We start from the raw sequence: 23479 nt of genomic DNA on the forward strand, positions 1-23479 counted from the left end.
TATTTACCTAATTTGCCACACTTATAAGTAGTAACCCACCTCCGCAGCCATTTATTGGTGTGGTCTACAGAGGATTAAGTCTTTTTAGAGGGGAAAATCCCTAGAACCCCAATGTGGTAAAACTCTCTGGGCAGAAAACCATGACTGCTCCGTTGCCGATCATCGTGGTACAAGATGAACCCTTCAAGGCTGGACAGATCGCTTCGTTTGTGGCCGCAGTGGAGAGAAAGCAACGCTCGGACAAACAAAGCTCAACTATCCTTGGCACGTTCGCTGGCCGACAAATAGAGCAGATAGCTCCCAAAAAGTTAAATAAAGAAGATTCAACGTAAAACGAAGACAGAAGAAATTGATATCAGTTGTTCGGTTAAACCGAACAACTGATGCTTTTAAGGATTGTTAGATGTTGTCGTCAATAGCCCAATACGATGAGCCGCTTGGCATTGCTGGAGATTGTTCAAGATGCTCAATTCCCATATCTTTAGCAACATACTGAGCTACATCATGAGACACGTGACCATCATCCAAGTCCGAAGCTATCATTGCTTGTGAGTAAACAAAAAAGGGAGGATGTTCCTTAAAATCACGTTGCCTCATCCAGGCTTGCACTGAGCGAGAAAAATATCCCCACAATTTGTTTTTATATAAAGCAGCTTGGTCAGCGATAGTTGGATTAGGATCGTTCAATTGAACGGATTTGGCCTTTTCAAACATTTCATAAGTAAACAAAGGTCTCCCGAAATACTCACTAGCAGAAGACAATAGAGTACAGAACTGATGATGTAGAACTCTATCCTCAGCCAAGTTTGGCACGTAATTCAAACCACACTTGTCGCAAATAACAGCATGACCTAAACCATCGTATTCAGGCGGCATCATTTCGACAACTGTATTGGACTGAACGCTCCTCAATTCATTCAAATATTTTTCAGTGACAAAAGTACCTGAATCAGAATCCTTTGGAAGGTGAAAATACTTAACCTCAGGGTCATAGTACCAATAACCTCCGCGTCCATTAGTGTAGCGTTTGCCTGTTATAACCACTGTGTACACAGTCATTGAACCTGCTGTGATGCTGGGGTTTTCCGAGTATGCTTTTCTTCTCCTCTCACAAAGCTCGGCGGATAATTCGTTTGACATAACTCGTACTGAGTCAAAAAGATTAATATCCAATATTTCAACTATATAGGATGTTGCCGCGTCAGGATTCGCATCAACCGGAGCTCGTTTTAAAAAAGGCACAGGAAGATCTAAGTCATAAGCGATAGGTGGTCGCTCAGTTAAAGCTTGATCTGTATTTTCAGAAAGCCCAGCCCCAGCCCAGTGGTTCCAATTTTTATAACCCTGAGCCTTAGCTAGTGCATGAAGGAGTTTGATTGGTTTCAGCGAAACATTAAAATCATCTTTCAATGTTGATGACAGTTTTCTTGCGAGATATTCAGCGTTTGATTTCGAGCCAAACGATATCGTGGTAGTTTTCATATTAAAGCAACTCCAAATTAACGGGGTATCTATGAAAGGTTGCCCTGATTACCTGCCAAGCCCCCAGTTAAATGAATCTGCATTAACACGGTTAGACATTTGCAAAGATAAAATCACCTGTTTCACAGGGCGGTCTAGTCAAAAGACTGGTCAAGGACTTGAGCATATTTCAGCGCGAAATCGTAATGACCCCAGAATGATAGCAAGTACATATCAAATGACACACTGTAGAACTGCCCGTTGAGGGCAATCAGGCAGAGAACTGATACATTCACACACATAAATTTGGTTCCCTCATAGATGAGGGAACCAAAATCCATCTGTTCAAAATCCAACCATCCGGAATTTCCGGATGGTTGGTAATTACGCAATTTGATAGTGGAGCCTATCCAAAGAGAGGTCTGTAAACACCAGCCAATACAGGGATGTTTCCTTCAATAGAACTTAAAAATTCCATAAGCTCATCTCGATCCATTACCTTATGATTGCCTTCACTATCAAAGTAAGCGAATTGCTCCACGGGAGAAAAATAGTGAAAGCCAATGCTGTGCTCCAGTTCCTCATTAAAAAAAGCACCAATGGCATTATCGAGACGGTAGTAAAGTGTATTAAGACGAGGGTTATCATAGACCCCAAAATAATCAAGCTGAGATTGTTTTTTCAGTTCATAAGAATCAGGTTCACGCTTTAATTGCGATAAAATGGATAACTTTGCTCGCTCCGCGATCTCTTCGTGAGTCATCATAAAACGCTTGGCAACAACAAATGAATGGATCACACCTCCATAGTTTTCGATATGGAAGTCGTACTCGTCATCCGGCCTCATATGCTCGATAGCTTTTTCTAGTGTAGACAGCACCTTACTACCACATAAATAAGCTATTTCGCTATCGTTAGCTCTAACTTCATCAATACAAGACGCATCTAAGAACTGAATTGGAGTGCGCTCCTCATGAGAAACAAAGAATTCATCATCCCCATTATCACCTGATAAATACATGAGATCAGATTTGGAGCTAAATGCAGAGCCACACCAGTGATTCCAGTTTTTATACCCGAGACATTTAGCCGTGGCGTGAAGCAGTTTTATTGGTTTGAGCGAGATGCTATGGTCTTGTTTCAAAACTGAGGAAAGGTTATCAGCAAATGAATTTGCAGCCTCTTTAGAGGCAAAAGTTACGTCATTAGATAGGTTTTTCATGTCAACTCCAATAGAGCGAGTTTATAGGATGCCCTGATTACCTAACATCGCTCCGGTTTACACGAAACATATTGGTTTAGATAAAAACACCTTTTTCACAGGGCGGTCTAGTCGAAGGACTGGTCAGAGATTTGAGCATCTTTCAGCGCGAAACCAAATTGACGATTAGATTTTCCTTTTCGTTACTCCATTTTTCCACTCCCAAACTGCCCAAAATGGACCATTACACGAAGTCTCTAACCTTTGCGACGTATTTGCCCAAAATGGGCTGATACAGAGTCATAATCTATGCACCTACCCTATTAGACTGGAAACCTCAAACAGGTCTAATTAAAGAGGGCAATACATTAATGAAACGTTCAGCATTGGCAATTGCTTTGATTGCAGCATTAAGCGGATGTGGTTCCGGTGGAGAAGATGGAGGAAGTAGTTCCAATACAAACACCAACCCAGGAACAAAATCTGGCTCTATTAAAATTGATAACATCTCGATAAAAGAAGGAAATTCAGGTAACAGTGATGCCAAAGTGCGTGTTACTCGTAGCGGTGGTAAAGATGGTGTAATTAAAGGTAAATACCGAACTACCCCTGGAACTGCATTATCAGATCAAGATTACCTGGAAACTGTTGGAGAATTTGAGCTTCAAGATGGCGTTACTCGGGTTGATTTGATCATCCCTATCATTGGTGATGTAAAGGATGAATATGATGAAACATTCTCCGTTCAAATTTTCGATGTTTCTGGTGCCTCCAGCATAGAGAGAGATACTGCTACCGTAACAATCACCAATGATGACTCCTCTCCAGAAATATCATTTACCTCAGAAATCAGAACCACATCAGAAGGAAGTGGTCGCGTTAAAATTCCGCTACAACTAAACACTTCATCAGGAAAAGATGTAAGCGTCAGTTACGAACTCAGTGGATTAGCTATTAACGGCCAAGATTATAGTGTCATCAGTGACAGCACTATTGTTTTCCCGGCTGGAACTACTGAGCAGTTTCTTGAGTTAAATATTGTTCAAGATGACGTTCCCGAAGGCGGTGAAACAATAAAAATTAAACTTACCGAGGCTAACAATGCCACACTCAGCAAACAGTTTGAGACCAGTGTTATTATCCTTGGAGACTTAGTGTTAAACGATACTGGCGTCACCAGATATGTAAATGGGAATGACTTCGATGCCCAAGGCGCACCTAATGATCTTCCTGGGCAAGATGCTGAATTTGGCGCTGATACTGACTCACCAAACTACTTAGATGGTTATGCAGGTTTCTCTTTTACAAAATTAGACGTTTCCGGAAACCACCTTCCTCATACAGCGACGGCATGGTCATGTGTCTTGGATAACCGAACAGGGATCGTCTGGGAAAACAAAGGTGATGCAATTACTGATATTCCATCTTCACTTTCGGAAGCAGAATTCAAAGCCCTAGTAAATGATGCTTGGCGTGCCAGCAGAAACCCAAGCTCAAAGGATTATGTTCCTTACCCTTATTATCACTGGCATCAAAACTGGCAAGCTAAAAACTACCTATACACCTGGTACAGCAAAGATAGAACTAATGACGGTGGCAGTGCTGGTGGCGCTTCACTAGAATTCCAAAACCGTAATGCTCCTGTTCACGATAAGGCACAATGCGCGTTCCCTACGACAGATAACGCTGGCTATGTAAAAGTCACATCATGTAGTACCGATGACTACATTCGTGCGGCCAACGAGCTAGCCGTTTGTGGCTATAAAGATTGGCGATTACCTTCCATTGAAGAGCTACGTTCTATTGCCAATTATGAAAACAGTCAAACACTGCTCGATACCGACTATTTCTATAACTACGAAGGTGGCGCACCGATTTGGTCTGGAACCCCGAGTTCAAATGGTGAAGGTACAGCATGGTGCATGGACTCAAGCAATGGACAAGCTAAGTTGTGTCATAAACAAAGCAACTCGGCGAGCATTCGTTTAGCAAGAGGAGGGAAACAGTGATGAAGTCCAAACTAACCGTTGCGGCAAGCATTCTTTGTCTTGTAGGGATATCAACTCAAACTTACGCACAGACTTGTAAGTCAGATATTATCGCTCCCACCACCAATATAGAGCAATTTACAGTACATAAAGACGGCACAGTTACTGACGCCGCAACAGGCTTGATGTGGACCACTTGCACTATGGGACAAAGATATAGTGCCGATAACTGCATTGGAACTCTAAAATCATTTCCTACTTGGTCTGATGCGTTACTAGCTGTGGACGACGCTAACAGCAGCAATTTACTAGGGTACTCTGACTGGAGACTACCCAACATTAAAGAGCTTGGTTCCATTGTCGAAAGGTCATGCTCAGCTCCTGCGATCAGATTGGAGGTATTCAAAAGCACCCCAAAAGTACTTTATTGGTCAAACACTCCTGACAGCAAGGTTAACCCTCAGTTGAAAGCGCGAGTTATTGATTTCAATGAAGGAACTGAGTTCGCATCGTTAGCACAATCTAATATATATCTGCGGCTAGTTCGTGACCTTAAAGAAACGTCCAACTAATTCCATCGTAAGCCCCGGATTTTATTCTGGGGCGTTCCCATAGTGAAGTACACGCGATGAACAAAACATTACCACCTGATACCCCAGAGCAAGCCCGAATCACCAACTATCAAGGAAACCAACTGATAGTTAGGGCCTATGCTGGCACGGGAAAGACAACAACCCTCATCAAATATGCTCTTGCTAATCCTCGCCTAAGAATGCTGTATATCGCGTACAACCGAGCGATAAGAGATGAAGCTGCGGAAAAGTTTCCCCGAAATGTTACGTGCAAAACCTCTCATCAACTAGCATTCGCATCTGTTGGACGTATGTTTGCGCACAAATTAGTGGGAAACATTCGCCTGACCGATATAGCACAAGCGTTAAACACAAAAAACTGGACTCTTGCAAGAGACTGCCTGGATACGCTAAATGCATTTATGTGCAGCGCAGATGACCAAATTCTGTATGACCATTTCGAAAGAGCAGATACTGGATTACTACTAACAACAAAGCAAGAGAGATACGTAATAGAAGTCGTTCAAAGTGCAGAAGATATTTGGAAGAGGATGTGTGAACCTCAAGATCCTTTCCCTATGGTTCATGATGGATACTTAAAGCTGTACCAATTATCTCACCCCAATTTATCATTGAGATACCAGGTAATCCTCTTTGATGAAGCACAGGACGCTAACCCAGTAACTAGTGACATTGTAATTAGGCAGCGCTCAAGGACTATTCTTGTTGGAGACGTCCACCAGCAAATCTATCGTTTCAGAGGTGCAAATGATGCGATGAATAACCCCCGCTTCTCGAACGCAGATCAACTCTACCTCACACATAGTTTCCGATTTGGGCCTAATGTAGCGATGGTTGCTAATGCCCTTCTCGAACTAAAAGGAGAGACCAAGCCGGTAATTGGGCGCGGAGCTAAAGATCAGGTTCTTATGATGCTACCTCAAAATATCGGGCATCATGCTGTGTTACACCGCACGGTAATGGGAGTTATTCAAACTGCTTTGGGCTACACAGGTGCGGGACATAAAGTTTTCTGGGCTGGTGGTATAGAGTCTTACCAAATCGACTATCTGGAAGATATCTTTTGGTTCTCACGTGAAGAAAGAGAACGTGTCAGAAACAAGCAGATACTTAATGATTATGAGGACTATCAAGAGTTCACCGAGATAGCTCGTGCGACTCAAGACAACGAGATGTTTAGAGCGATGGCAATTATCGAAGCCTACGAAGATCTTCCTGAACATCTTGCGATATTACGCCTTAACACCGTAAAAGACGAATTGGTTGCAAATGTCACTGTGTCTACCAGTCATAGAGCAAAGGGACTGGAGTGGGATTATGTCCAACTATTTGATGACTTCCCTGACGTTTTGGACCCCGAGCTAGAACCTGAGGCACGGGATGATGAGATCAATCTACTTTACGTTGCAAGCACGAGAGCCATGCGAGCACTTGCGCTTAACGCTTCAGTGGAAATGGTGATCAGGTACATCACCCATAAGCGTCAACTTGAAAAGATTCAGCAGGAAGAAGCAACTAACAATCAGTCAGAACACATAAAAACAGCCTAATCGACCAAAAATACAACAATAAAACCTCCCCTAATTGCCCTAAATGGGAGGTTTCAGATGCATTCCTTAATCCTCCCCCCCGTTACCATATGCCTGAATGGGAAAATATGTGTGGTGACATGAACAACAAGACTTTAAAGAAAGCTACTTTAGCGCTGGCATTGATAGCCTCAATGCCAAATATCTCCGTAGCAGAAGACAGTAGGCCCGGCTTTTACGATAGAAAGGCGGAAGGATGGTTTTTCTATGAAGTCGAGCCAGAAGAAAAAGAAGTACCTAAACCTAAGCCAGTAGCAGTGCAACCTCCCCCACCACCTCCTGAGCAAGAACAGATGGCCCAGAGTGAAGGACCTGAATATTTTTCTGCTGCGTGGTTTAGAGAGAACTTACCTAAATACAAAGATGCTTGGTGGGATAACCCAACCATTGAGAACGCTAAAGCTTTTGCTTACATGCAGCGATTCGCAATGGATCGTTCAGAACAAGCGCAAGATGCATATGAACTGGCTATTTTAGGTGATCCTTATCTTGATGAAGTGTCCAGAAGACCTTATGCCACGTTCGCATCTCAGCAAGTAGATAGTAAGGCTGGGAAGGAAAGGCAGACATTACTTGGGACTGTAGCAAGTCGTGTGGGTCTATTTTTCTTCTACCAGCCAAACTGCGAAATGTGCGAAATACAGGCTCCAATAGTCAAAATGCTTGAGCAAGGATATGGATTTACTGTCGTGGCAGTATCTTCTGACGGCACCCCTTTCCCAGGAAACATTTTCCCCGAGTTCAAAGTAGATAACGGCCATGCCGAACAGCTAGGTGTCGTCACCTACCCAGCTTTATTCTTAGCTTCACCAGATGGGATTTTTGCTCCTGTTGGGCAAGGGGTAATGTCACTTCCAGATACAGCCAATCGAATTCTAGTTACTGCTCGCCGAGCAGGTTGGATCAGTGATGACGAATTCAACAAAACAAGAGCACTGGTTAATACCGACAACAACATTGCGGAAATTCTTACCGATAAAACAGGTGAGGCTTCCTTAGAAGAAATCATGACGGATGATAAAGGGAACTATATCCCGCCGGAACAATTGATGGACTTCATCCGCGAAAAAATTAAGGAGAAATAAGATGTTCAGAAAGAACAAGCTGCGGAAGAAAGCTCTCGCTATTTGCGTAGCATCCGTTCTGTGGACAGTACCGAGTATATCTACAGCTAACGGCTTAAAGTCTGAAATGGACGCCCTTTTCAATGAAATGAGCAATGTCACTCAACCAGGTGTATTTGAAACACAGCGTCGAGGGGTTCTGGCTGGTGGTCGATACACCACGAAAACACGCATATTTAATGAAAACCTAGTGTCATTCACACCTCCATCATGGAAAGCTGGTTGTGGTGGTGTTGACCTATTTGGGGGCTCATTGAGCTTTGTTAACGCAGAACAAATCGTCACTTTGCTGCGTTCGGTAGCTGCAAATGCAAAGGGATACGCATTCCAATTAGCATTGGATAACGTCTTTCCTGATGGTGCAAAATGGATAGAAAACTTCCAAAAGAAAATACAACAATTAAACCAATATTTGGGTAATTCTTGTCAACTTGCACAAGGTATCGTAAATGACGCTACCTCTTCATTCGATGTTAAACACAAAACTGACGCTTCCATTACAGCTACCACAACGGGTCTGTTTGACGATGTATTCTCATCTAAGCAAGAGCAAGGCGGTTCTACACCACTCGAACAATTGAAATCAAACAACCCAGATGAGTACAAGAAAATGATTGGTAATATCATCTGGAAGCAATTGAAGAAAAATAATGCAAACGCATGGTTCACATACGGAGACAACACATTACTAGAAGCCATAATGTCTGTGACGGGAACAGTAATAATCGGTGATATTGTTAATGATTCACACGCAAGTATTACGGAAAAAACGACACCAATCACCACTTTACCTGGCAATAAAATCCAAATTTCAGATCTAATCACTGGTAGTAACGTTGAAATATACTCATGTGGTTCAGATACTGAAAATTGCCTAAGCGCTGGGGCAACTGGTGGCGGTGTTAAAACCGTCAACATCACAGGCATAAAGAGCCAAATTGAAGATATGCTTATTGGTTCAAGTACATCTACAGGTATTATTTTCAAGTTTGCTAGTAATGCTGGAACACTATCAACTAGCGAGCAAAACTTTTTAGCTAGCTTACCTGTTGGTATAGGTGCAATCATCCGAAATCTTTCTGTTCTATCTAAAGACTCTGCAATGTTATTTGCCTCAGAGTCGTCTGGAGCGATTTCTCTAGCAATGATGTATTCATTTACTAATGAGCTTTTCAGAGCTGCATTTATTGCTATATCAAACAGTGATAGTCCTTATAAACAGCAAGCGTTGGAAGTATTACGTGAATCTCAAGCCAACATGAGAGCCGAATACTCAATTCTTACAGCTCAATATGGAGATCTCTCTTCTCAAATCGAAAAGTACAACAACCTCCTAAATAACGTTCGAAAGCAAAAATATATGTTATCGACGCTAACTAAAGCACCAAGAACAAAGGAGTAAAACTTCATGCCTGAATTTACTATTTACTCCATTGGCGACTCAGCATTTCTTGAGCAGATATTAATTGCTGTAGCCATGATCACGGGGACCAATGACTTCACCAAGATGGTCAGTGTTGGGTTGCTTATTGGTGTAGTGATGATAACCGTTCAATCTGTTTTCCAAGGGGCAAAACAGATCAATATTCAGCAAATTTTTATGGGGTGGCTACTATACGCCTGCTTCTTCGTACCGACTTCATTAGTCAAGATTGAAGATGCTTACACCGGGCAAGTTCGTCCTGTGGCAAACGTGCCGATTGGTATAGGCTTTGCCGGAGGTGTTATATCGAATGTTGGCTACACCCTAACAAAATTATTTGAGACTGGTTACGGCATTATCGTACCCAATGTTACTGAAACTCACTTTTCTGAAACACTCAAGCTACTGAATGATGTAAGACGCGGTGTGTACGATAGCGCTATTTTTACAGCCCTAAACCAAGAGCAAGGTGGTGGCTATGTTGATGTTCGTCGCTCAGTTTCTAATTACATTAGAGAATGTACGCTAACAAAAGTAGATCTCAACCTGATGAGCTTAGATGAGCTTCTAACACTCCCTTTAGATCAAGCCTTACAATTCAATTCTTCACTATACGGAACGCGTGTATATCTAAACGCGTCGAATCCCGATGGTGGTGATTTTACTTGTAGTGAGGCATGGTCTACAGCTGAGGGGGTTGGCATTGTTGGGGCATTAAATAACCTAAGTGGGTCCAATGTAAATAACGCTTTAAACAATCTACTTGGTGTAGATCCTACCTATACAGGTGTAAATGCTCTAACAAAGATAGCTGACTCATTACAAGCAGTAGGAGCAATTTCCACCTCAGCAGTAGAATATACAAAAGTCGCTCTACTAGAGCCTTTGTATTATGAAGCAGCTGCCGGACGATACCAGGACCTTCAAGACTATGGTTCTGCATTGATGATTAACCAAGCGATTCAACAGCGAAACACTCAATGGGCAGCAGAGCAATCTATGTTCATGTCAGTCGTCAGACCGATGTTAACGTTCTTTGAAGGTTTTGTTTACGCGATAACTCCTATAATGGGCTTTATCATCGTTATGGGTTCAATGGGAATGACGTTGGCAGGAAAATACTTCCAAACGGTTCTCTGGATACAGCTATGGATGCCAGTTCTATCTATAACAAACCTATTCATTCATACAGCAGCGACTAATGAAATGGCAAGCCTGTCTACACCAGGCTTAAACTCAATGTATGCATTATCCTCAACAGGAGACATTCTACAGAACTGGATCGCTACGGGGGGAATGTTAGCAGCAGCCACTCCTATTATTTCACTATTCATAGTGACAGGATCAACATACGCATTTACCAGTCTAGCTAACAGGGTTAACGGTTCTGATCATGTCAATGAGAAAATTCAGTCGCCTGACGCTTTGAATCAAGGCCCAGTAATGAACAGTCAACCTGCATATAACCACAACCAATTTAGTGGGACGATGGCAACAGGAGCGGAAAGCATGATCAGTTCATTTTCTCTTGGCTCATCTATTGGAAGCGGGGTTAGCTCAGCAAGGGCAGTACAAAGCCAGAAGTCAGAAGCATTCTCAGACACCCTTGGCCGAGGTTTTTCTCATGGCGTATCACAAGACCAAGCATACTCCCGTCTTTCTAGCATTGGCCGAACAATCGGTTCACAAAACACTCAACAAAGCCAGTTGGTTAATCAACAAGCTAAAAGCTTCATGGATAAGTTTCAAGTTGATGATCAACATGCCGATGCTGTAAAAGGCGCGTTCGCAATGCAGGCTACAGGCTCTTTAGATGTAAAAGAAGCTGCGGCAATGGTAATGCCACTGATGGGCACCGCTCGTGCAGCAGTAAAAAATGCAGTTAAAGGTCCCTCCAAAGGAACTGGTTTGGCAACTATACCTTCTCAAGAGGATGGAGCCAAAGGCGGTGGTGGTGATATTGTAGGTCTAACTGCTCAAGCCCAGGGAAAAACGGAATCGTCTGCAACAGATACGTCAACATGGTCTGCCAGTGATGTATCGCAATTCATGAAAAATGTTTCATGGGGGAAGACTGATTCTCAGGCACTTACCAATCAATTAGCTCATGGCATTAATAGACAAGGTGGCGAATCCTTTAAACAGTCATGGGGTGATAATTTATCTCAAAATCTATCTAAGTCTGCACAAGAGCTTGTTTCTGCCACTAATGCATATACAACAATGGATCAATTGCAAAACTCTATGGGCTCGATGACAAATAGCGACTTTAAAACATTGGGTGGCGAAGTCGCTCGCTCGCCAGAAGCAATGGATTACCTCAACCAACATTATCAAAATGCACCGGACTCAGTTCGAAAAGAAGCGGCAAATCTCGAACAAAGATATCGTGGTTATGGCATGGACCCAGGTGTAGCTAAAGCGGCAGCTAGACTGACAGCTATGACAAATACCAACAACTATCAGCCAGGGCAACAAGTTGGAGGCTTCCAAGCTGCTGTTAGTGCAATCAACTTAGCTACCGGGAGAAATAGCGGATTTGAAAGCGACCCTCTACAGTACAGCGGCCTCACTCCTCCGACTGTGCCAGAGAATTTAGGGCAGACAGTTGGCAGCAACGTTGGAAGCGGTCCTGTTTTACCTTCCAATTTTAGGGAGAACACAATCAGTACGTCTGGCACAGCTCCGGTAACAGAAACGCCACCAACACCTCCTGTTACTCCGGTAACTGGCGAACATGATGCAAACCTCCAACAATTAGGCAATCTTGCAAATCAGACTAACCGAGCTGTTTCTAGCCCAGAAGAGCAAAAAGCAAGAAATAATATGCTCAATGCTTTGCCGGATATGTCATGGAGCGCTTCCACTTGGGGGGCAGTAGACAATACTGGAGACTGGTTGGCTCGAAGAGCTGAGCAAGTTGGTGGTGCAGCAGTAGCTGGTGGACAGGCGACAGCGAGCGATTTTTCAAATGCAATGGATCAGTTGCGAACCATGACACCAGAACAAAGGGACCAGTTTATCGAAGCGACTCAACGTGGTGACGACTATATATCCGAAGAGTACGGCTTTGGCGGAGAAATGGCAGTTGCAGCGGCAAAATTAGGTCGTAATGTTATTGGCGCAGCAGCTAGCGGTTACAACGCAGCCAAAGAGTGGTTAACGGGAGAGTCGGATCTCTCAGAAGCAGCTAAAGGAATGAGCTTAGAACAACGAGGGGCATTCTACGCAGCAGCGGCAGCGTCGGCAGCGGAAGCTGGCTGTAGTGCAGCAGCTAATTTCATGGAACAATATGGAGATGAATTCAAGCAAACTATGGCTGAGCTCGGGACATCGAGATACGGTTTAACAAACGAACAAGCGGCTGTTTATGCTGAATCTTTTGATACTAACCAAGATAGAATGAGTCAAGCTGTTAACAACTTAAAAATGCAGTATGCTGAAACTGATGCTAATGGTTCAGTAATGATGAATGAAGATGGCAGCCCTGTTTTATCTCAACAAAACCAAGAGTTTACAGACCAACTTGTGAATGTTTTACAAAATGCAGGTGACGCTGGAGATAGATCAGGAAGTTATCTTACTGCCGTTCGTGGCTACAACATTGCAAATCAGCAATTCGATTAATTCTTCCCTTTCACCCGAATCCAAAAGGAGCACCAAGTGCTCCTTTTTATTTAGAAGGTATTAAAAGGATTACCATTTGAATCTACATCCATACCTTTGTGGCCCATCATTGGCAAACCTGTAGCGGGATTGTGTCGTTTTTTCTTTGCGCATCTCCCAGTTCCTATTTTATTAACACCACCAGAATAAACAGCGCGCATCCCAACGAAAAGAATAAAAGCCATCATTGCTACCAATGCTACTTGCCACTGTATGTATGCGACAGCAGACCAGAAAACAATCGCTGCAAATGGACTTTTATGAACCAATAACACAAACCCCAACGTCCAGTACATTACAGGAACAGACATCAAAGCCCATCCCCAAGCAGTATCCGCTGCCATAACAAACCCCAGCAGCAACAGAAACAAACCGATAATATTAATGACATGCTTCATGCTCTTACCCTCAACGAATTTCATAATACCAATATAACACAGAATCAAATAATGCAACCATGAATCCGTCTTCTACTACTCACTTTCACATGTGAAAGTGCCTATAACGCCATCTTCATATAGAAAAATATGAAAAATGTGACTTTCACTCAGCAAAAATGTGATGAATACGCTAAATATAATAAAGAACCATTTGTGAAATCAGTTGATTATAATTTTATTAGTGGTTAAAATGCACCCTATTCGGTCAAATGTAATGGTTGCAATTGCATCTGATCCCATCTGCAAGTCAGAGTATTAATAAGAATCACCCTTAGGGTTAGTTGTGAATTTATTAGGAACCAGCGCCCGCTCGGTTCCTAAACCTTATTTAGCTTACTACACACACGTAGAGTACATTCCTTTTTGGTACTCTGCCTCTTCGTACCACTCCCCCGAATGGTACGCCTATAGCCCATGACTCCAACCCAACTGGGCATAAAATTCTAGCAGGTCAAAAGCACCTGCATAAAAATTAAACTTCAAATTTCAATTCGCTTACTGCAAAAAACGTTACCACGCAAGATAAAACTATTTTTAAAGTTTTTTTCTGTTGATAGGCTCACTTTATGATCCTATAAATAAGGTCATAATACGTCAAGAAATGTCAACAAACGACAAGAAAGCAACTTTAAAAAGAGTTTGGTAATAGAGAGACAAAGGATGTATTTGAATAGCGAAATTCCCCAAAACGAAGAACAGAAACGCAGTTGGATAAAGTATCAATTAAAGATACAAGGGAAATCCCTGGCATCCCTGGCAAGGGAGCACAAAACATCTCGACAAGTACTTTCTAACACTTTGTACGAACCGTCCCCGCGCTGGGAGTACGTTATCGCACAAGCGTTAAACAAAAAGCCTACTGAGATATGGCCGGAAAGATACGAAGACGGATTACCAAAAGAAAAATTGAAAGTTTAAGGGATCACCCCGAAGGACTGGCTAGGAAAATAAGGGTTTTCATATATGGCAAGGGTCAAGAAGTTTATAGCAATTACGTTGCTCGGGATGTCTAGCGTAGCAAACGCGATTGACTTAACTGGTACAGTATTCGAAAAGGCAGCAATAAAACACGGTGTAGAAGCGAAGCTTTTGTACTCTGTTGCGTTGGCTGAGTCAGCTACAGGTCGAGGTGATGGAAACATTAGCCCTTGGCCTTGGGCATTAAGGACACTCAAAGGTGGTCCTCATTACGAGACCTCTCTCGAATCAGCCAAGTTAAAACTCGATGCACTTCTCGCTCAGCACGGAAGAAATGTTGACGTAGGTATGATGCAAATCAATCTGCGTTGGCATGGAGATAAAGTAAGTTCTCCAGATGAGCTCTTGGACCCTGCTAAAAACGTTGACGTCGGAGCTGGTTACTTAGCCCAGTGCATTTCGTCCGCTCCTGGAGATTTGGAGCTAGGCATCGGTCGTTATTACACCTGGTCTGATGAAGCTAGAGCAAGAAATTACGGCAGTCGAATCCTTGCCATTTATAGAAACTTGGATACTGAGGGCATTTAGGATGGACTACTCATGTTCTTACAATATGAATATTGCCTCTCTTAGTGAATCCCAGGCTGATAGAAATGTTTACGAATTTGATCTGTCTTTATGGACATTGTTGAAGCACCTAGCAGAAATCCACCCACGAGAAGTCTCGGAGCAATTTTCTCTTCCACTGGAAACAGTGGAAGCACTTGCGGATGCTACAAAGCATCAATTAGAGCTCTTATCATCAGGTGTAATCCTTTCTTTTAAGCTTTCCTCGCCAGAAAAAATCTATATCTCACACTTGGAGCAATCCTTCGATCAAATTTGTTTGACGCCTTCTTCTGACTCTGGATTTGGGGCTGCATATTGGCTGCTTATGGGAAAAGTGTCACAGCAAGACATTAATATTGCAGCGCAAACTTTCGGGGTCTCAGTCAACCTTACAAAAATCGTATCTCAAGCCTCTGATAATCAACTAAGAAACTTAGCATGTAGCCAGGACATGCCATTTTCGATCAGGTTTTCACCTGAGCTGGTGAGAGAAATTCTGGACAGTGACGAACAAAGGGTTACACACCTCATTTTAAAGAAGCATCAACAATCTATAACTACAACGGGAGGCGGCAATGAGTTGTAATTCAAACTCTTTGGCCCGATGGATATCGGCTAGGAACATGGCTTTGGCTGGATACATTACCAAGATCATCATGGTAGAAACAGGACTTACCTACAAGCAAGTACGTAGAATGTACAAAGAGCTAGAAGATGAAGGTCTTGAAATTTGCAGGAAGAGTAGAACTGCGCGTGGAGGTGCAACTTTGATTCATAGCCATACATCAAAGATTGAAGCGTCTCTATTGATGCAGCTTTATTACAATATAGCTGGCGAAGCGGCCCTTCGTTCAATAAACATTGATGCACTCCATGTGGCTTACCAAATGTATTGCGCTATTAGAAATGAGACGCCTGGAATGAAAGGAACTCGTTGGCAGATGCTCGACATCACCGATGCGTGGTGTTTAGCCCAAGAGCTGCGTTCTGGTGAAGCTATGATAGAAACTTGTCATAGCTGCAAGTGCAACTACTTCACATCAGTTAATCAAAGAACAAGTGTGGATTGCCCTTTCTGTAAAAACCAAGCATGTAGCGGAAAAAATGAAGAAGAATCGCTCACCCATGAAAGCAACTATTCTTATGCTTGATTTGCTCATTGATTAAAAAAGGGGTGAGATTTCTCACCCCTTTTCTATTGGAACAACGCTCTATTTACAATCTGCGTCATACACTTTGCAGCAATTTACCTTTCAACCCATTCCTAGCTTTGTCTAACTTATTATTTTTCTCTTCAACCTGCTCTTCAAGTGGAGGGCTAAAGTGTTGGACTGTAGTCATTGCCCCACCTCTAAGAGCATACATACCTAACATAGCTAAACATCTAAGACGGTCACAACGTTCCTTATGATGCATTTGAGATAGCTCTTGATAAAGCTCGGGAAATGCCTGCTCTGAGACTTTGAAATTACTAATTTTCCCATCCCAATCACTACTAGCCATATGTCCCCCTTAACTAGCCGCAGAACCAAAAACCACGAGCATTCGATGCCACTGCGTTGGAAGGAACCACAACCTTTGAATGAGGGAACAGTTCTTTTGCAGCTTCTTTGTAAGCCGAAGCTCCTCCACCAGCAAGCAACACAGCATCAGCAGCCATACCTTCTTCACGCATAGACTTCTTCATAGGCGTTAATGCATTTGGAGCAACCTTAGACGCAGCCTTATCGAAGTACTCACTAAGAGGAACTTTCGAACCGTGTAGAAGCAATTCTTTCTTATTCGAGCGGATAGCTTTTTCGATTTTTTCTAATCCAGGTCCCGTACCATAGTCCTCTTGTATTAGTCTATTTAGTTCCTGTAGAAGAATAGACATTGCTTTCAGAGACGTACCAGAAGATTGATAACGTACCTCCCCCTCTTCGAGAGCGACCCAATCAACACTAAAAAACCCAGGGTCAATAACAACTGTTCGACCTTCATTTATGATTTCTAACAGTTCCTCATCATCGCAAGAACTAACCACATCCATATACGCTCCGGCAGGCTGAGGCACGACTACAACTGATTTCACCAGCACCTTTCTTTTAGGTGAAATTTGATGCTCACCAGTAAGACGTTCAACAAGTGCATCTCTCTTAGACTTATCCATAAACTGATCAACAGGAAGACCAGTTACAAGAACATCAATCTCTGAACGTCCGCTCAAAAGTAAGCCAGCTAAAAATAAAGCCTTATACGATTTGGTTGAGGGATAATCACCATGTAACTCTCTTTCCCAACCCTGCAATCGATCTGGCTCTACCCCAGCGACCCATTTTTCTCCGTCTATGTCCACCAGGATACAATTAGACGCGCCTCCCATTAACTGCTGAGGCATAAGCTCTGCTGGCCCAGCGCCTACAGGCAGAACTTCAACCTTAGGCTCTTCCCCCTTCTCTCCGAATGCAAGTTTTAAGTTTGAGTATCCAATATCTAGACCAAGAACAAACATGCCCCACTCCTATTAAATCAAAAAGTAATCACAAGATGGCTTTTAGATGCAATTCAGCCGATGAGAGACAATTTACATCACGACATTTACCAAGACCGCCTCCACAATTGCCCAAAAGGGGCGTTTAGATTGCTTTTCGATTAAAAAAACCAAAAAAAAGCAACAATCGAAGCATTTGCTCAAGACTCTTTAATAACCTCGCTGGTGTATAGTGAAATATTTATGAGTAGAAATCCTATATCTATCTGGATAAAACCGATACATAATCATAAAGATTGCAATATCTAGGATATTGGTAACAAATTATCCAGATAGATAGAGCGTTGACAAAAATAATTCACGAGCTATCGTAAGAGAGTACCTATCTATCTGGATAAAAGAGTTAAATCCTCCAGATAGATAGGTATTTGGATAGGAATTGGTTAGGAATTTTGCTATTAGCCACGCTAAAGCCAGCTCAGGAGCCTAAGAAATGAGTACGGATAAAACCAGTAAGAAGGCAAATATAGACTGGGATCTTTTGTTAGATCCCAAAAATGAGGATGAAAGATCTGAACTGTACCTTGATGACATTGAAGCAATATCAAGAGACTTTGTTCTAGAGATACAAACCGCACTAGAGCAAGAGATGAAAGTTCTTATCGTTGAAGCAAAGAAAAGAGCAGACGTACATTGGGCATCAAACAGAATAGCCAGAGAAGAAGAGGACGAAAATAATCAATGGCGATTCGGAACTAGGGCAAGAATGAATGGAAGAAGCCTATCTGCCGAATGGTTTTTAAACCGTTTCAAGCCAGATCCAAAGGGGGGTAAATCCCAAGTGTATTCAACATACCTCAAGAAAGGGACAGGCAATCAATACGACTTGTCAGCATTCAAAAAAGCCACTGACGATGAGTTCAAGTCCATAAAAATGACCGAAGAATACTACGCAGTGCTAAGACAACGCTCAAATGTACTAATGAAGATCCGTAGGCTTCTGAATGACTACGAAAAACTTATTGATAAGCGAAAGGTTGAACTATAAGAACAATGAACCAAGGAGACCAACATGAATTCTGTATCAGCCACTGAAATGGCAAAATTAGGCAAATGTGAAAAAATGATCAAACGATCACGAGTGAGTAAAAGGATCAACGAGAGAGCGCCTAGAAAGCTCTCTAACGCTTTTAACGGAACCAGTGATACATTGCGAGGTGAATTTGCTCACTTCTCCTATGAGAGTGCCACACAGCGCTTTATGACAGACAAACAAGTTAAATGCCGTCGTGTGCTGCAACTATGTTTAAGCGGTGCGTTCGCTATGGGATTGCTATCACTAGTAGCTTTATACGCAAGTTAAGCAAGGGTAATTTGCACTCACAAGACACAGAGGAATTGGTGTTAGTACAAAACTTATCCACTTTTTCTGTGGATAAAAACATCATTTGTCACCTCACAACAAACCTTACTGATACACAGAATTTGCACGTTGTTAAGAGCAGCATTGAGACACAGCAAAGGTTTTAATGTCAGAGTCGAAATAATGGCTTACATCCTCTCGGCTTACTTCCATTAGGTGATTACCCCCAAACACAACGCTGCCCTCTACAAATCACCAATCGGATACTAAACATGATTGCCAGGTAAAATTCGAACGAGACGAGAGCTCTAACAATGTCACAGCAGAACATAGCGTGACAAAACACAAATGACGCACCAGAACACACCAAGCCAATTAACATACAGACCCGATCAGTTAACCGATCGCGCCTTATGTCTATGAATCAATATCAAACCTACCCCAAAACCAAATTAGGGAGCTCTACCAATTAGCAACCTAAAAGACTCCAACAGTGCAGGTCCTAGAGTTAACGAAACCACTTGCTGGTCTTACGTTAATCCAGAAAATCAATGTGTATACTTGCCTTGCGGCCAGCTCAGAAGTTCTATTCTCAAGTATTGCGAGCTTTATTACCTTTGCAAACGCGGTATCCAGCTCACTATCGCCATACGATGAACGTCATAAAAAATGATGCAGATATGAATGTCTTGAAGATACCGAAGGATTTATGTAATGCTTGGTACTACCTAGTTGTGTTTCCTTCGGTCCATAGGAACTGCTTTGGTGAAAGCAAAGAAGATAAATAGCACTAGAGGCTAATCAATGAATTAGAACCCGGTTTGGTGATGTTTCCGAGCACCGAAATAACATCACACATCGAATCAAGACCGGATAGACAACTCAGAACCATTACTCGCCATAACCTCCACAATACCAAACAGAGCTAACGAAAGAACAAACACTCCAGCAAGCAGTAACATAAAGTACCCTATCTCTTTGACTGCGAACTTGAGAGCTGACAACAGAGAGACCTGTTTGCCGGAAATCTTTGAGTAACCCCACTGAAATGCCAGGAACGAAGCTAGGCCGCAAAACGCAACTATACCTGCAACAACCAGAGGTTGTTCTATCAAAACATCCTTATTCAGAAAGCCTTTTGAAATCGCTACTGAGAACAATCTACCAATCAAAAACCCAGCCCCCACAGCCACTCCACTGCGAATTAAGACGACCTTAAAAGACTGGGAATAACTTAGCGTTGTTCCGTTAGTACGCCGAGAAGTGTATTGCACCACCAGCGTGGATATAGCTAATCCAAAGAAAGTAATAACGACAAATTCCATACAAGGCTCTCCAAGCCAATTCTGAGCGTCCAATAAAAAGCATAGGACACTGATTTTCTTTAATCGACCGTACTGACATTTACTTTAACCAGCCGTGAATTAGTGTATTGCATCATCTTTATAAGGTCATATAATGAGCTTAAAAGGCAAACCGAAAACGGACTTGGCTTTTCAATGTGAAATATCGAAAAGCAACCCAAAGACGACATTTAGATTGAATGCTGGGTATGCATAAAAATAGATTGAATGCCGTCAAGAAAAGCAAAGTGCCTTTAAGGTAGTGTTTTGATAGATAAGGTAAAGTTGCATTGTTCACTAAAGGAACACAAAAGCAACCTAAAAACAACTTAGGAGTTAGGTAATGATAAATGGAAAACTAATAGGTTTAGGCGTGTCAATAATGTCGGTAATAATGACTGGTTGTGCGTCAACTTCCCAACCAGTGTCATACGATGAATCACACAGTCGTGCATATAACATCGCGCAGGCTGGTGGATTGTACGATGTAAGTGACAAATACGTCCCAAGAGAGAATTACGAGTCTTTGCAATTTGCAGGCAGCGCTGCGACAAACTCTCTTTTGTTTACCTCCTCCTTCGGTGCGAACCTAGATTTAACATCAGGGTTAGGATTGGGGCTTGTCACCTCTCTTTTAGAGCAGCCCGACACAGCATCCAGAAACAGCGTAATTGCATGGATGCCAAAGTCCGAAGCGTCATCCACCAAAAATGCTCAAGAAAAACTTTTGTCTGAAATGAAAACGGCCATTGAATCAACGCTAGAAGAAATGGGATTAGAGTATGAAGCAACAAATGGCAATTCCGAACGCAAAGTAGAGTTCTACTTTCACAGTGAAGAGTACGGTTGCCCCATATACAAACCAGGCATGACAAATGTGGATCTCTGCTACATAGCAACCGAAGTCTTTGAGCCCCGCGAAGCAAAGGCCCCTAGCTTTGTCGGAGTCGATGAAATTGATTCGTATGCTTTTGAATCAAACCACAGTGTTTACTACAACCGATTCCGAGTTACTCCCGGCAAAGGTAGCCATGTCCCAAGCGACAAAATATATTCACTTGTAAGCGGAAAACTTCCCTCTTGGGCTTATGTTTACGTAGCATCTGGGAACATACAGGTAGGTGAATCTAAATTTAAAACGCCTTATCTACTCGACAATGGCGAACCTCTATTGTTCATACACCCAGAGAACTAATTAGCTCTCCCCAAGCATTTTGCTTAGGGAGATTGCCTTTTTCAGGAGGTAGACATGCAGCAGCAGAAAGAACAAATTACACGCTCAACAATTTCATATAGAAACAAAAGAGCTAAAGAACAAATCCAGCACATACTCCAACTTGCCGAAAGGATTACCTCTGACGTCGAAAAGGAAAAACGAGAGTCCATGCATTTGTGTTTATGTTGCTATTACGCTCGTTCTCAACGAATAGGAGGAGCTGCGATAACATCAAAACCTTGTGGTGTTTGCGAAGAAACAATGCAGTTCGGCTCAACTGCTACTGATGCAGTCTGCGACAGCTGTGCAAAGGAACAGGGGTTATGTAAACAGTGCGGAGCAGACATTGAATTGGCGGAAAGAAGAAAGCCGTACCCTTTTGAGAATGAGATAAATAAAAAGGAACTTTCAAATGATCAATGAGGAATGGTTTTCTGAATTAGAAACAGTTCTGTTTGTGTTGGAGGACTGTCAGGTTGACTGTGATGGAATGACTTATCTAGTAAGCCATCTTCTGAAACAAGCCAACGTTGAACACTGTTGCATGTTCGGCTATGTAACAGAAAAGTCGTCAGGAGACGTAGTAACCCCTCATTGCTGGATTACATTGCCAGGAGACTACATCGTTGATCTCAGACTTAGAATGTGGCTTGGGGATTTCGATCATATTCCCCACGGCGTATTTAAATCAAGCTGCACACCAGATATCGTCTACGAAGGAAAAGGGCTAAGAGACTCAAATTTAGATGTAGACACCTTAGATATGATGTCTGACGGTAGACTTTCACATGTGAAAGTCCCCTCTTTGCTTCACTAGTGCTCCACCAGCTGCAATAGCCCCTTCTACACGGGGCTCTTCCCTGCCCTAAAAGTCTTTCACGCTACCCCTTCCCTCATACCGAACCTAAATGCTTAGTACTTCCTAAGTGGCTACGTGACAAATATTTAAGGGGCTATATAATGATACTATAAAGTAATCGAGAGTATCTTATGAATATAGTCTTGTTGTTAGTTTCACTGATTGTCGCTCCATTTCTAATTGCCAAAGTAGACCTATGGCGGAAAAAGCATTTGCATGAGGTGCTCAGCTGGTGGAGTGAAGAAAACATGCCAAAAGAGTTGAGAAACGCAACTCTGTTTCTTTGTGAAGAAGATGTGGCAACAACACTACCTGTACCTCTGCATGGAAGAGTTGATCAGGTTTTTTTATCAAAAAAGAAAGTCCTTATCCCTCTGGATACCAAGTTAAGGAAAGATAACAGGATCTTTGAATCGGATGTAATCCAGCTATCTGTATACCGAGTGATTCTTAAAAATCAATACAACTTAGAGGTATCCGATTACGGGTACGTTAGAACGGTTGTCCCACAGCCCGACGGAAAGAACAAGGTTCGTTACATCAGAACAAAGTTACTGAATGAAAAAAAAGTCGTCTCTCTCTACTACAAATATCAGGCTATTAGGCAAGGACTAATAAAGACGTCCTGTTCGTGTGAGGGATTGTTTCATTGAGTTCTCAGTTGCCCTTATTGGGCATGTTGCCGTGAGAAGCTTTTGCTGTTTATCCGTTACTCTCATGGCAAAGGAGGGCTTATGCCATTAACAAGAATCAATAAAGCAATGATGTTGCTGATATCTATCGGCGGAGTAATTGCTGGTCTTGCAGGTAAACCTATCGTCGCCTGTACAGCATTAGGGGTAGTTCTTTGGCTTGCGGCCAAGAATGGAGGCTCAAACTCCATCATAGAAATCCGCAAAAAAGCAGCCAAATCAGCGTTCGACAATATGGATCTTGTCATTGATAACAAACGCTGGCTCGGGAAGGATGCAACGGTTGTTAAGGTTTCAAACATCACTGCGGCCAACGAGATAAAAGTGCCTTGGAACCTACAAATTCTTGCTAAATCGGTCAGAGGCACTTGGTTCACTGTAGATATGAGTGTGATTGGGAAAGACCAAATCCTAATCATGGCAATTAATGAGATTGATGAAAGCACAGTCAAGCGTCTGTTAGCGAATGATCACGACTTATACCGTCAATACTTCGGTGAACCAGAGTTGGCGTAAGGAGC

Annotated in this window: 23 protein-coding genes; 17 read left to right on the top strand and 6 right to left on the bottom strand. The window is 42.5% G+C overall.

Features of this window, described 5'->3' with window-relative positions; genetic code table 11:
* Positions 1-140: 140 nt before the first annotated feature.
* Entirely contained in the window at positions 141-332 is a 192-nt protein-coding gene (locus R7Z77_RS18840; protein ID WP_318136403.1) for a hypothetical protein, read from the top strand.
* Between the two features lie 67 nt (positions 333-399).
* Here the strand turns inward: R7Z77_RS18840 and R7Z77_RS18845 are convergent, their stop codons facing one another.
* The gene (locus tag R7Z77_RS18845; protein WP_032073039.1) at positions 400-1482 is read right to left on the bottom strand and encodes a hypothetical protein; all 1083 of its coding nucleotides are present in this window, start codon (positions 1480-1482) and stop codon (positions 400-402) included.
* A gap of 385 nt (positions 1483-1867) precedes the next feature.
* A complete protein-coding gene (locus R7Z77_RS18850) occupies positions 1868-2683 on the bottom strand; it encodes a hypothetical protein (protein ID WP_032073040.1) in 816 nt (271 codons plus the stop codon).
* Positions 2684-3033: 350 nt separating this feature from the next.
* Here R7Z77_RS18850 and R7Z77_RS18855 point away from each other — a divergent pair, with 350 nt between their 5' ends.
* The 6 genes from R7Z77_RS18855 (at position 3034) to R7Z77_RS18880 (ending at position 13006) form a co-directional block, all read left to right on the top strand.
* Entirely contained in the window at positions 3034-4671 is a 1638-nt protein-coding gene (locus R7Z77_RS18855; RefSeq protein ID WP_046224259.1) for a DUF1566 domain-containing protein, read from the top strand.
* Complete coding sequence (locus R7Z77_RS18860; protein ID WP_014386830.1) at positions 4671-5222, top strand: DUF1566 domain-containing protein; 552 nt, start codon at positions 4671-4673, stop codon at positions 5220-5222. The genes R7Z77_RS18855 and R7Z77_RS18860 overlap by 1 nt, the downstream gene beginning before the upstream one ends.
* Before the next feature lie 56 nt (positions 5223-5278).
* Positions 5279-6793, top strand: a complete 1515-nt coding sequence (locus tag R7Z77_RS18865) for a UvrD-helicase domain-containing protein (RefSeq protein WP_014386831.1) — start codon at positions 5279-5281, stop codon at positions 6791-6793.
* Between the two features lie 119 nt (positions 6794-6912).
* A complete protein-coding gene (traF, locus tag R7Z77_RS18870; RefSeq protein ID WP_318136402.1) occupies positions 6913-7917 on the top strand; it encodes a conjugal transfer protein TraF in 1005 nt (334 codons plus the stop codon).
* 1 nt (position 7918) lies between these two features.
* On the top strand, positions 7919-9358 hold the full coding sequence (locus tag R7Z77_RS18875) for a conjugal transfer protein TraH (protein WP_014386833.1): 1440 nt from the start codon (positions 7919-7921) through the stop codon (positions 9356-9358).
* A 6-nt stretch (positions 9359-9364) separates the two neighbouring features.
* A complete protein-coding gene (locus R7Z77_RS18880; RefSeq protein ID WP_181726417.1) occupies positions 9365-13006 on the top strand; it encodes a conjugal transfer protein TraG N-terminal domain-containing protein in 3642 nt (1213 codons plus the stop codon).
* Between the two features lie 50 nt (positions 13007-13056).
* Here R7Z77_RS18880 and R7Z77_RS18885 read toward each other — a convergent pair whose 3' ends face one another.
* Positions 13057-13443: a hypothetical protein gene (locus R7Z77_RS18885; RefSeq protein ID WP_109320325.1), complete on the bottom strand. Its 387-nt coding sequence runs from the start codon at positions 13441-13443 to the stop codon at positions 13057-13059.
* A 702-nt stretch (positions 13444-14145) separates the two neighbouring features.
* Here R7Z77_RS18885 and R7Z77_RS18890 point away from each other — a divergent pair.
* Genes R7Z77_RS18890 through R7Z77_RS18905 form a run of 4 tightly spaced genes read left to right on the top strand, consistent with a single transcriptional unit; the run spans position 14146 to position 16163 of the window.
* Positions 14146-14403 carry a transcriptional regulator gene (locus R7Z77_RS18890; RefSeq protein ID WP_032073043.1) on the top strand — a complete coding sequence of 86 codons (258 nt, stop codon included), beginning with the start codon at positions 14146-14148 and terminating at the stop codon, positions 14401-14403.
* Between the two features lie 45 nt (positions 14404-14448).
* Positions 14449-14991 carry a transglycosylase SLT domain-containing protein gene (locus R7Z77_RS18895; RefSeq protein WP_014386837.1) on the top strand — a complete coding sequence of 181 codons (543 nt, stop codon included), beginning with the start codon at positions 14449-14451 and terminating at the stop codon, positions 14989-14991.
* A 1-nt stretch (position 14992) separates the two neighbouring features.
* Entirely contained in the window at positions 14993-15598 is a 606-nt protein-coding gene (locus R7Z77_RS18900) for a hypothetical protein (RefSeq protein ID WP_014386838.1), read from the top strand.
* Between the two features lie 37 nt (positions 15599-15635).
* Positions 15636-16163 carry a FlhC family transcriptional regulator gene (locus R7Z77_RS18905; RefSeq protein ID WP_342749706.1) on the top strand — a complete coding sequence of 176 codons (528 nt, stop codon included), beginning with the start codon at positions 15636-15638 and terminating at the stop codon, positions 16161-16163.
* 76 nt (positions 16164-16239) lie between these two features.
* Here the strand turns inward: R7Z77_RS18905 and R7Z77_RS18910 are convergent, their stop codons facing one another.
* Together R7Z77_RS18910 and R7Z77_RS18915 are read right to left on the bottom strand one after the other, a co-directional pair.
* Positions 16240-16515, bottom strand: a complete 276-nt coding sequence (locus R7Z77_RS18910) for a hypothetical protein (protein ID WP_014386840.1) — start codon at positions 16513-16515, stop codon at positions 16240-16242.
* Positions 16516-16528: 13 nt separating this feature from the next.
* Positions 16529-17506: a ParM/StbA family protein gene (locus R7Z77_RS18915; RefSeq protein ID WP_181726418.1), complete on the bottom strand. Its 978-nt coding sequence runs from the start codon at positions 17504-17506 to the stop codon at positions 16529-16531.
* 472 nt (positions 17507-17978) lie between these two features.
* On the opposite strand from R7Z77_RS18915, the gene mobI reads away from it, so the two are divergent.
* Entirely contained in the window at positions 17979-18533 is a 555-nt protein-coding gene (mobI, locus tag R7Z77_RS18920) for a conjugative transfer protein MobI(A/C) (RefSeq protein ID WP_014386842.1), read from the top strand.
* A gap of 24 nt (positions 18534-18557) precedes the next feature.
* Complete coding sequence (locus tag R7Z77_RS18925) at positions 18558-18848, top strand: hypothetical protein (protein ID WP_014386843.1); 291 nt, start codon at positions 18558-18560, stop codon at positions 18846-18848.
* Positions 18849-19711: 863 nt separating this feature from the next.
* Here R7Z77_RS18925 and R7Z77_RS18930 read toward each other — a convergent pair.
* Positions 19712-20173 (bottom strand): hypothetical protein, encoded by a 462-nt coding sequence (locus R7Z77_RS18930; RefSeq protein WP_014386844.1) that lies wholly within the window; start codon positions 20171-20173, stop codon positions 19712-19714.
* 400 nt (positions 20174-20573) lie between these two features.
* On the opposite strand from R7Z77_RS18930, the gene R7Z77_RS18935 reads away from it, so the two are divergent.
* From R7Z77_RS18935 to R7Z77_RS18950, 4 genes are all read left to right on the top strand, one after another.
* Positions 20574-21386 carry a hypothetical protein gene (locus R7Z77_RS18935; RefSeq protein WP_181726419.1) on the top strand — a complete coding sequence of 271 codons (813 nt, stop codon included), beginning with the start codon at positions 20574-20576 and terminating at the stop codon, positions 21384-21386.
* A gap of 54 nt (positions 21387-21440) precedes the next feature.
* Entirely contained in the window at positions 21441-21830 is a 390-nt protein-coding gene (locus R7Z77_RS18940; protein ID WP_014386846.1) for a hypothetical protein, read from the top strand.
* Positions 21820-22224 carry a hypothetical protein gene (locus R7Z77_RS18945; RefSeq protein WP_014386847.1) on the top strand — a complete coding sequence of 135 codons (405 nt, stop codon included), beginning with the start codon at positions 21820-21822 and terminating at the stop codon, positions 22222-22224. The genes R7Z77_RS18940 and R7Z77_RS18945 overlap by 11 nt, the downstream gene beginning before the upstream one ends.
* A 776-nt stretch (positions 22225-23000) precedes the next feature.
* Positions 23001-23474 (top strand): hypothetical protein, encoded by a 474-nt coding sequence (locus R7Z77_RS18950; protein ID WP_014386849.1) that lies wholly within the window; start codon positions 23001-23003, stop codon positions 23472-23474.
* Positions 23475-23479: the final 5 nt, after the last annotated feature.

Source organism: Vibrio sp. 1401 (genome assembly GCF_033340295.1).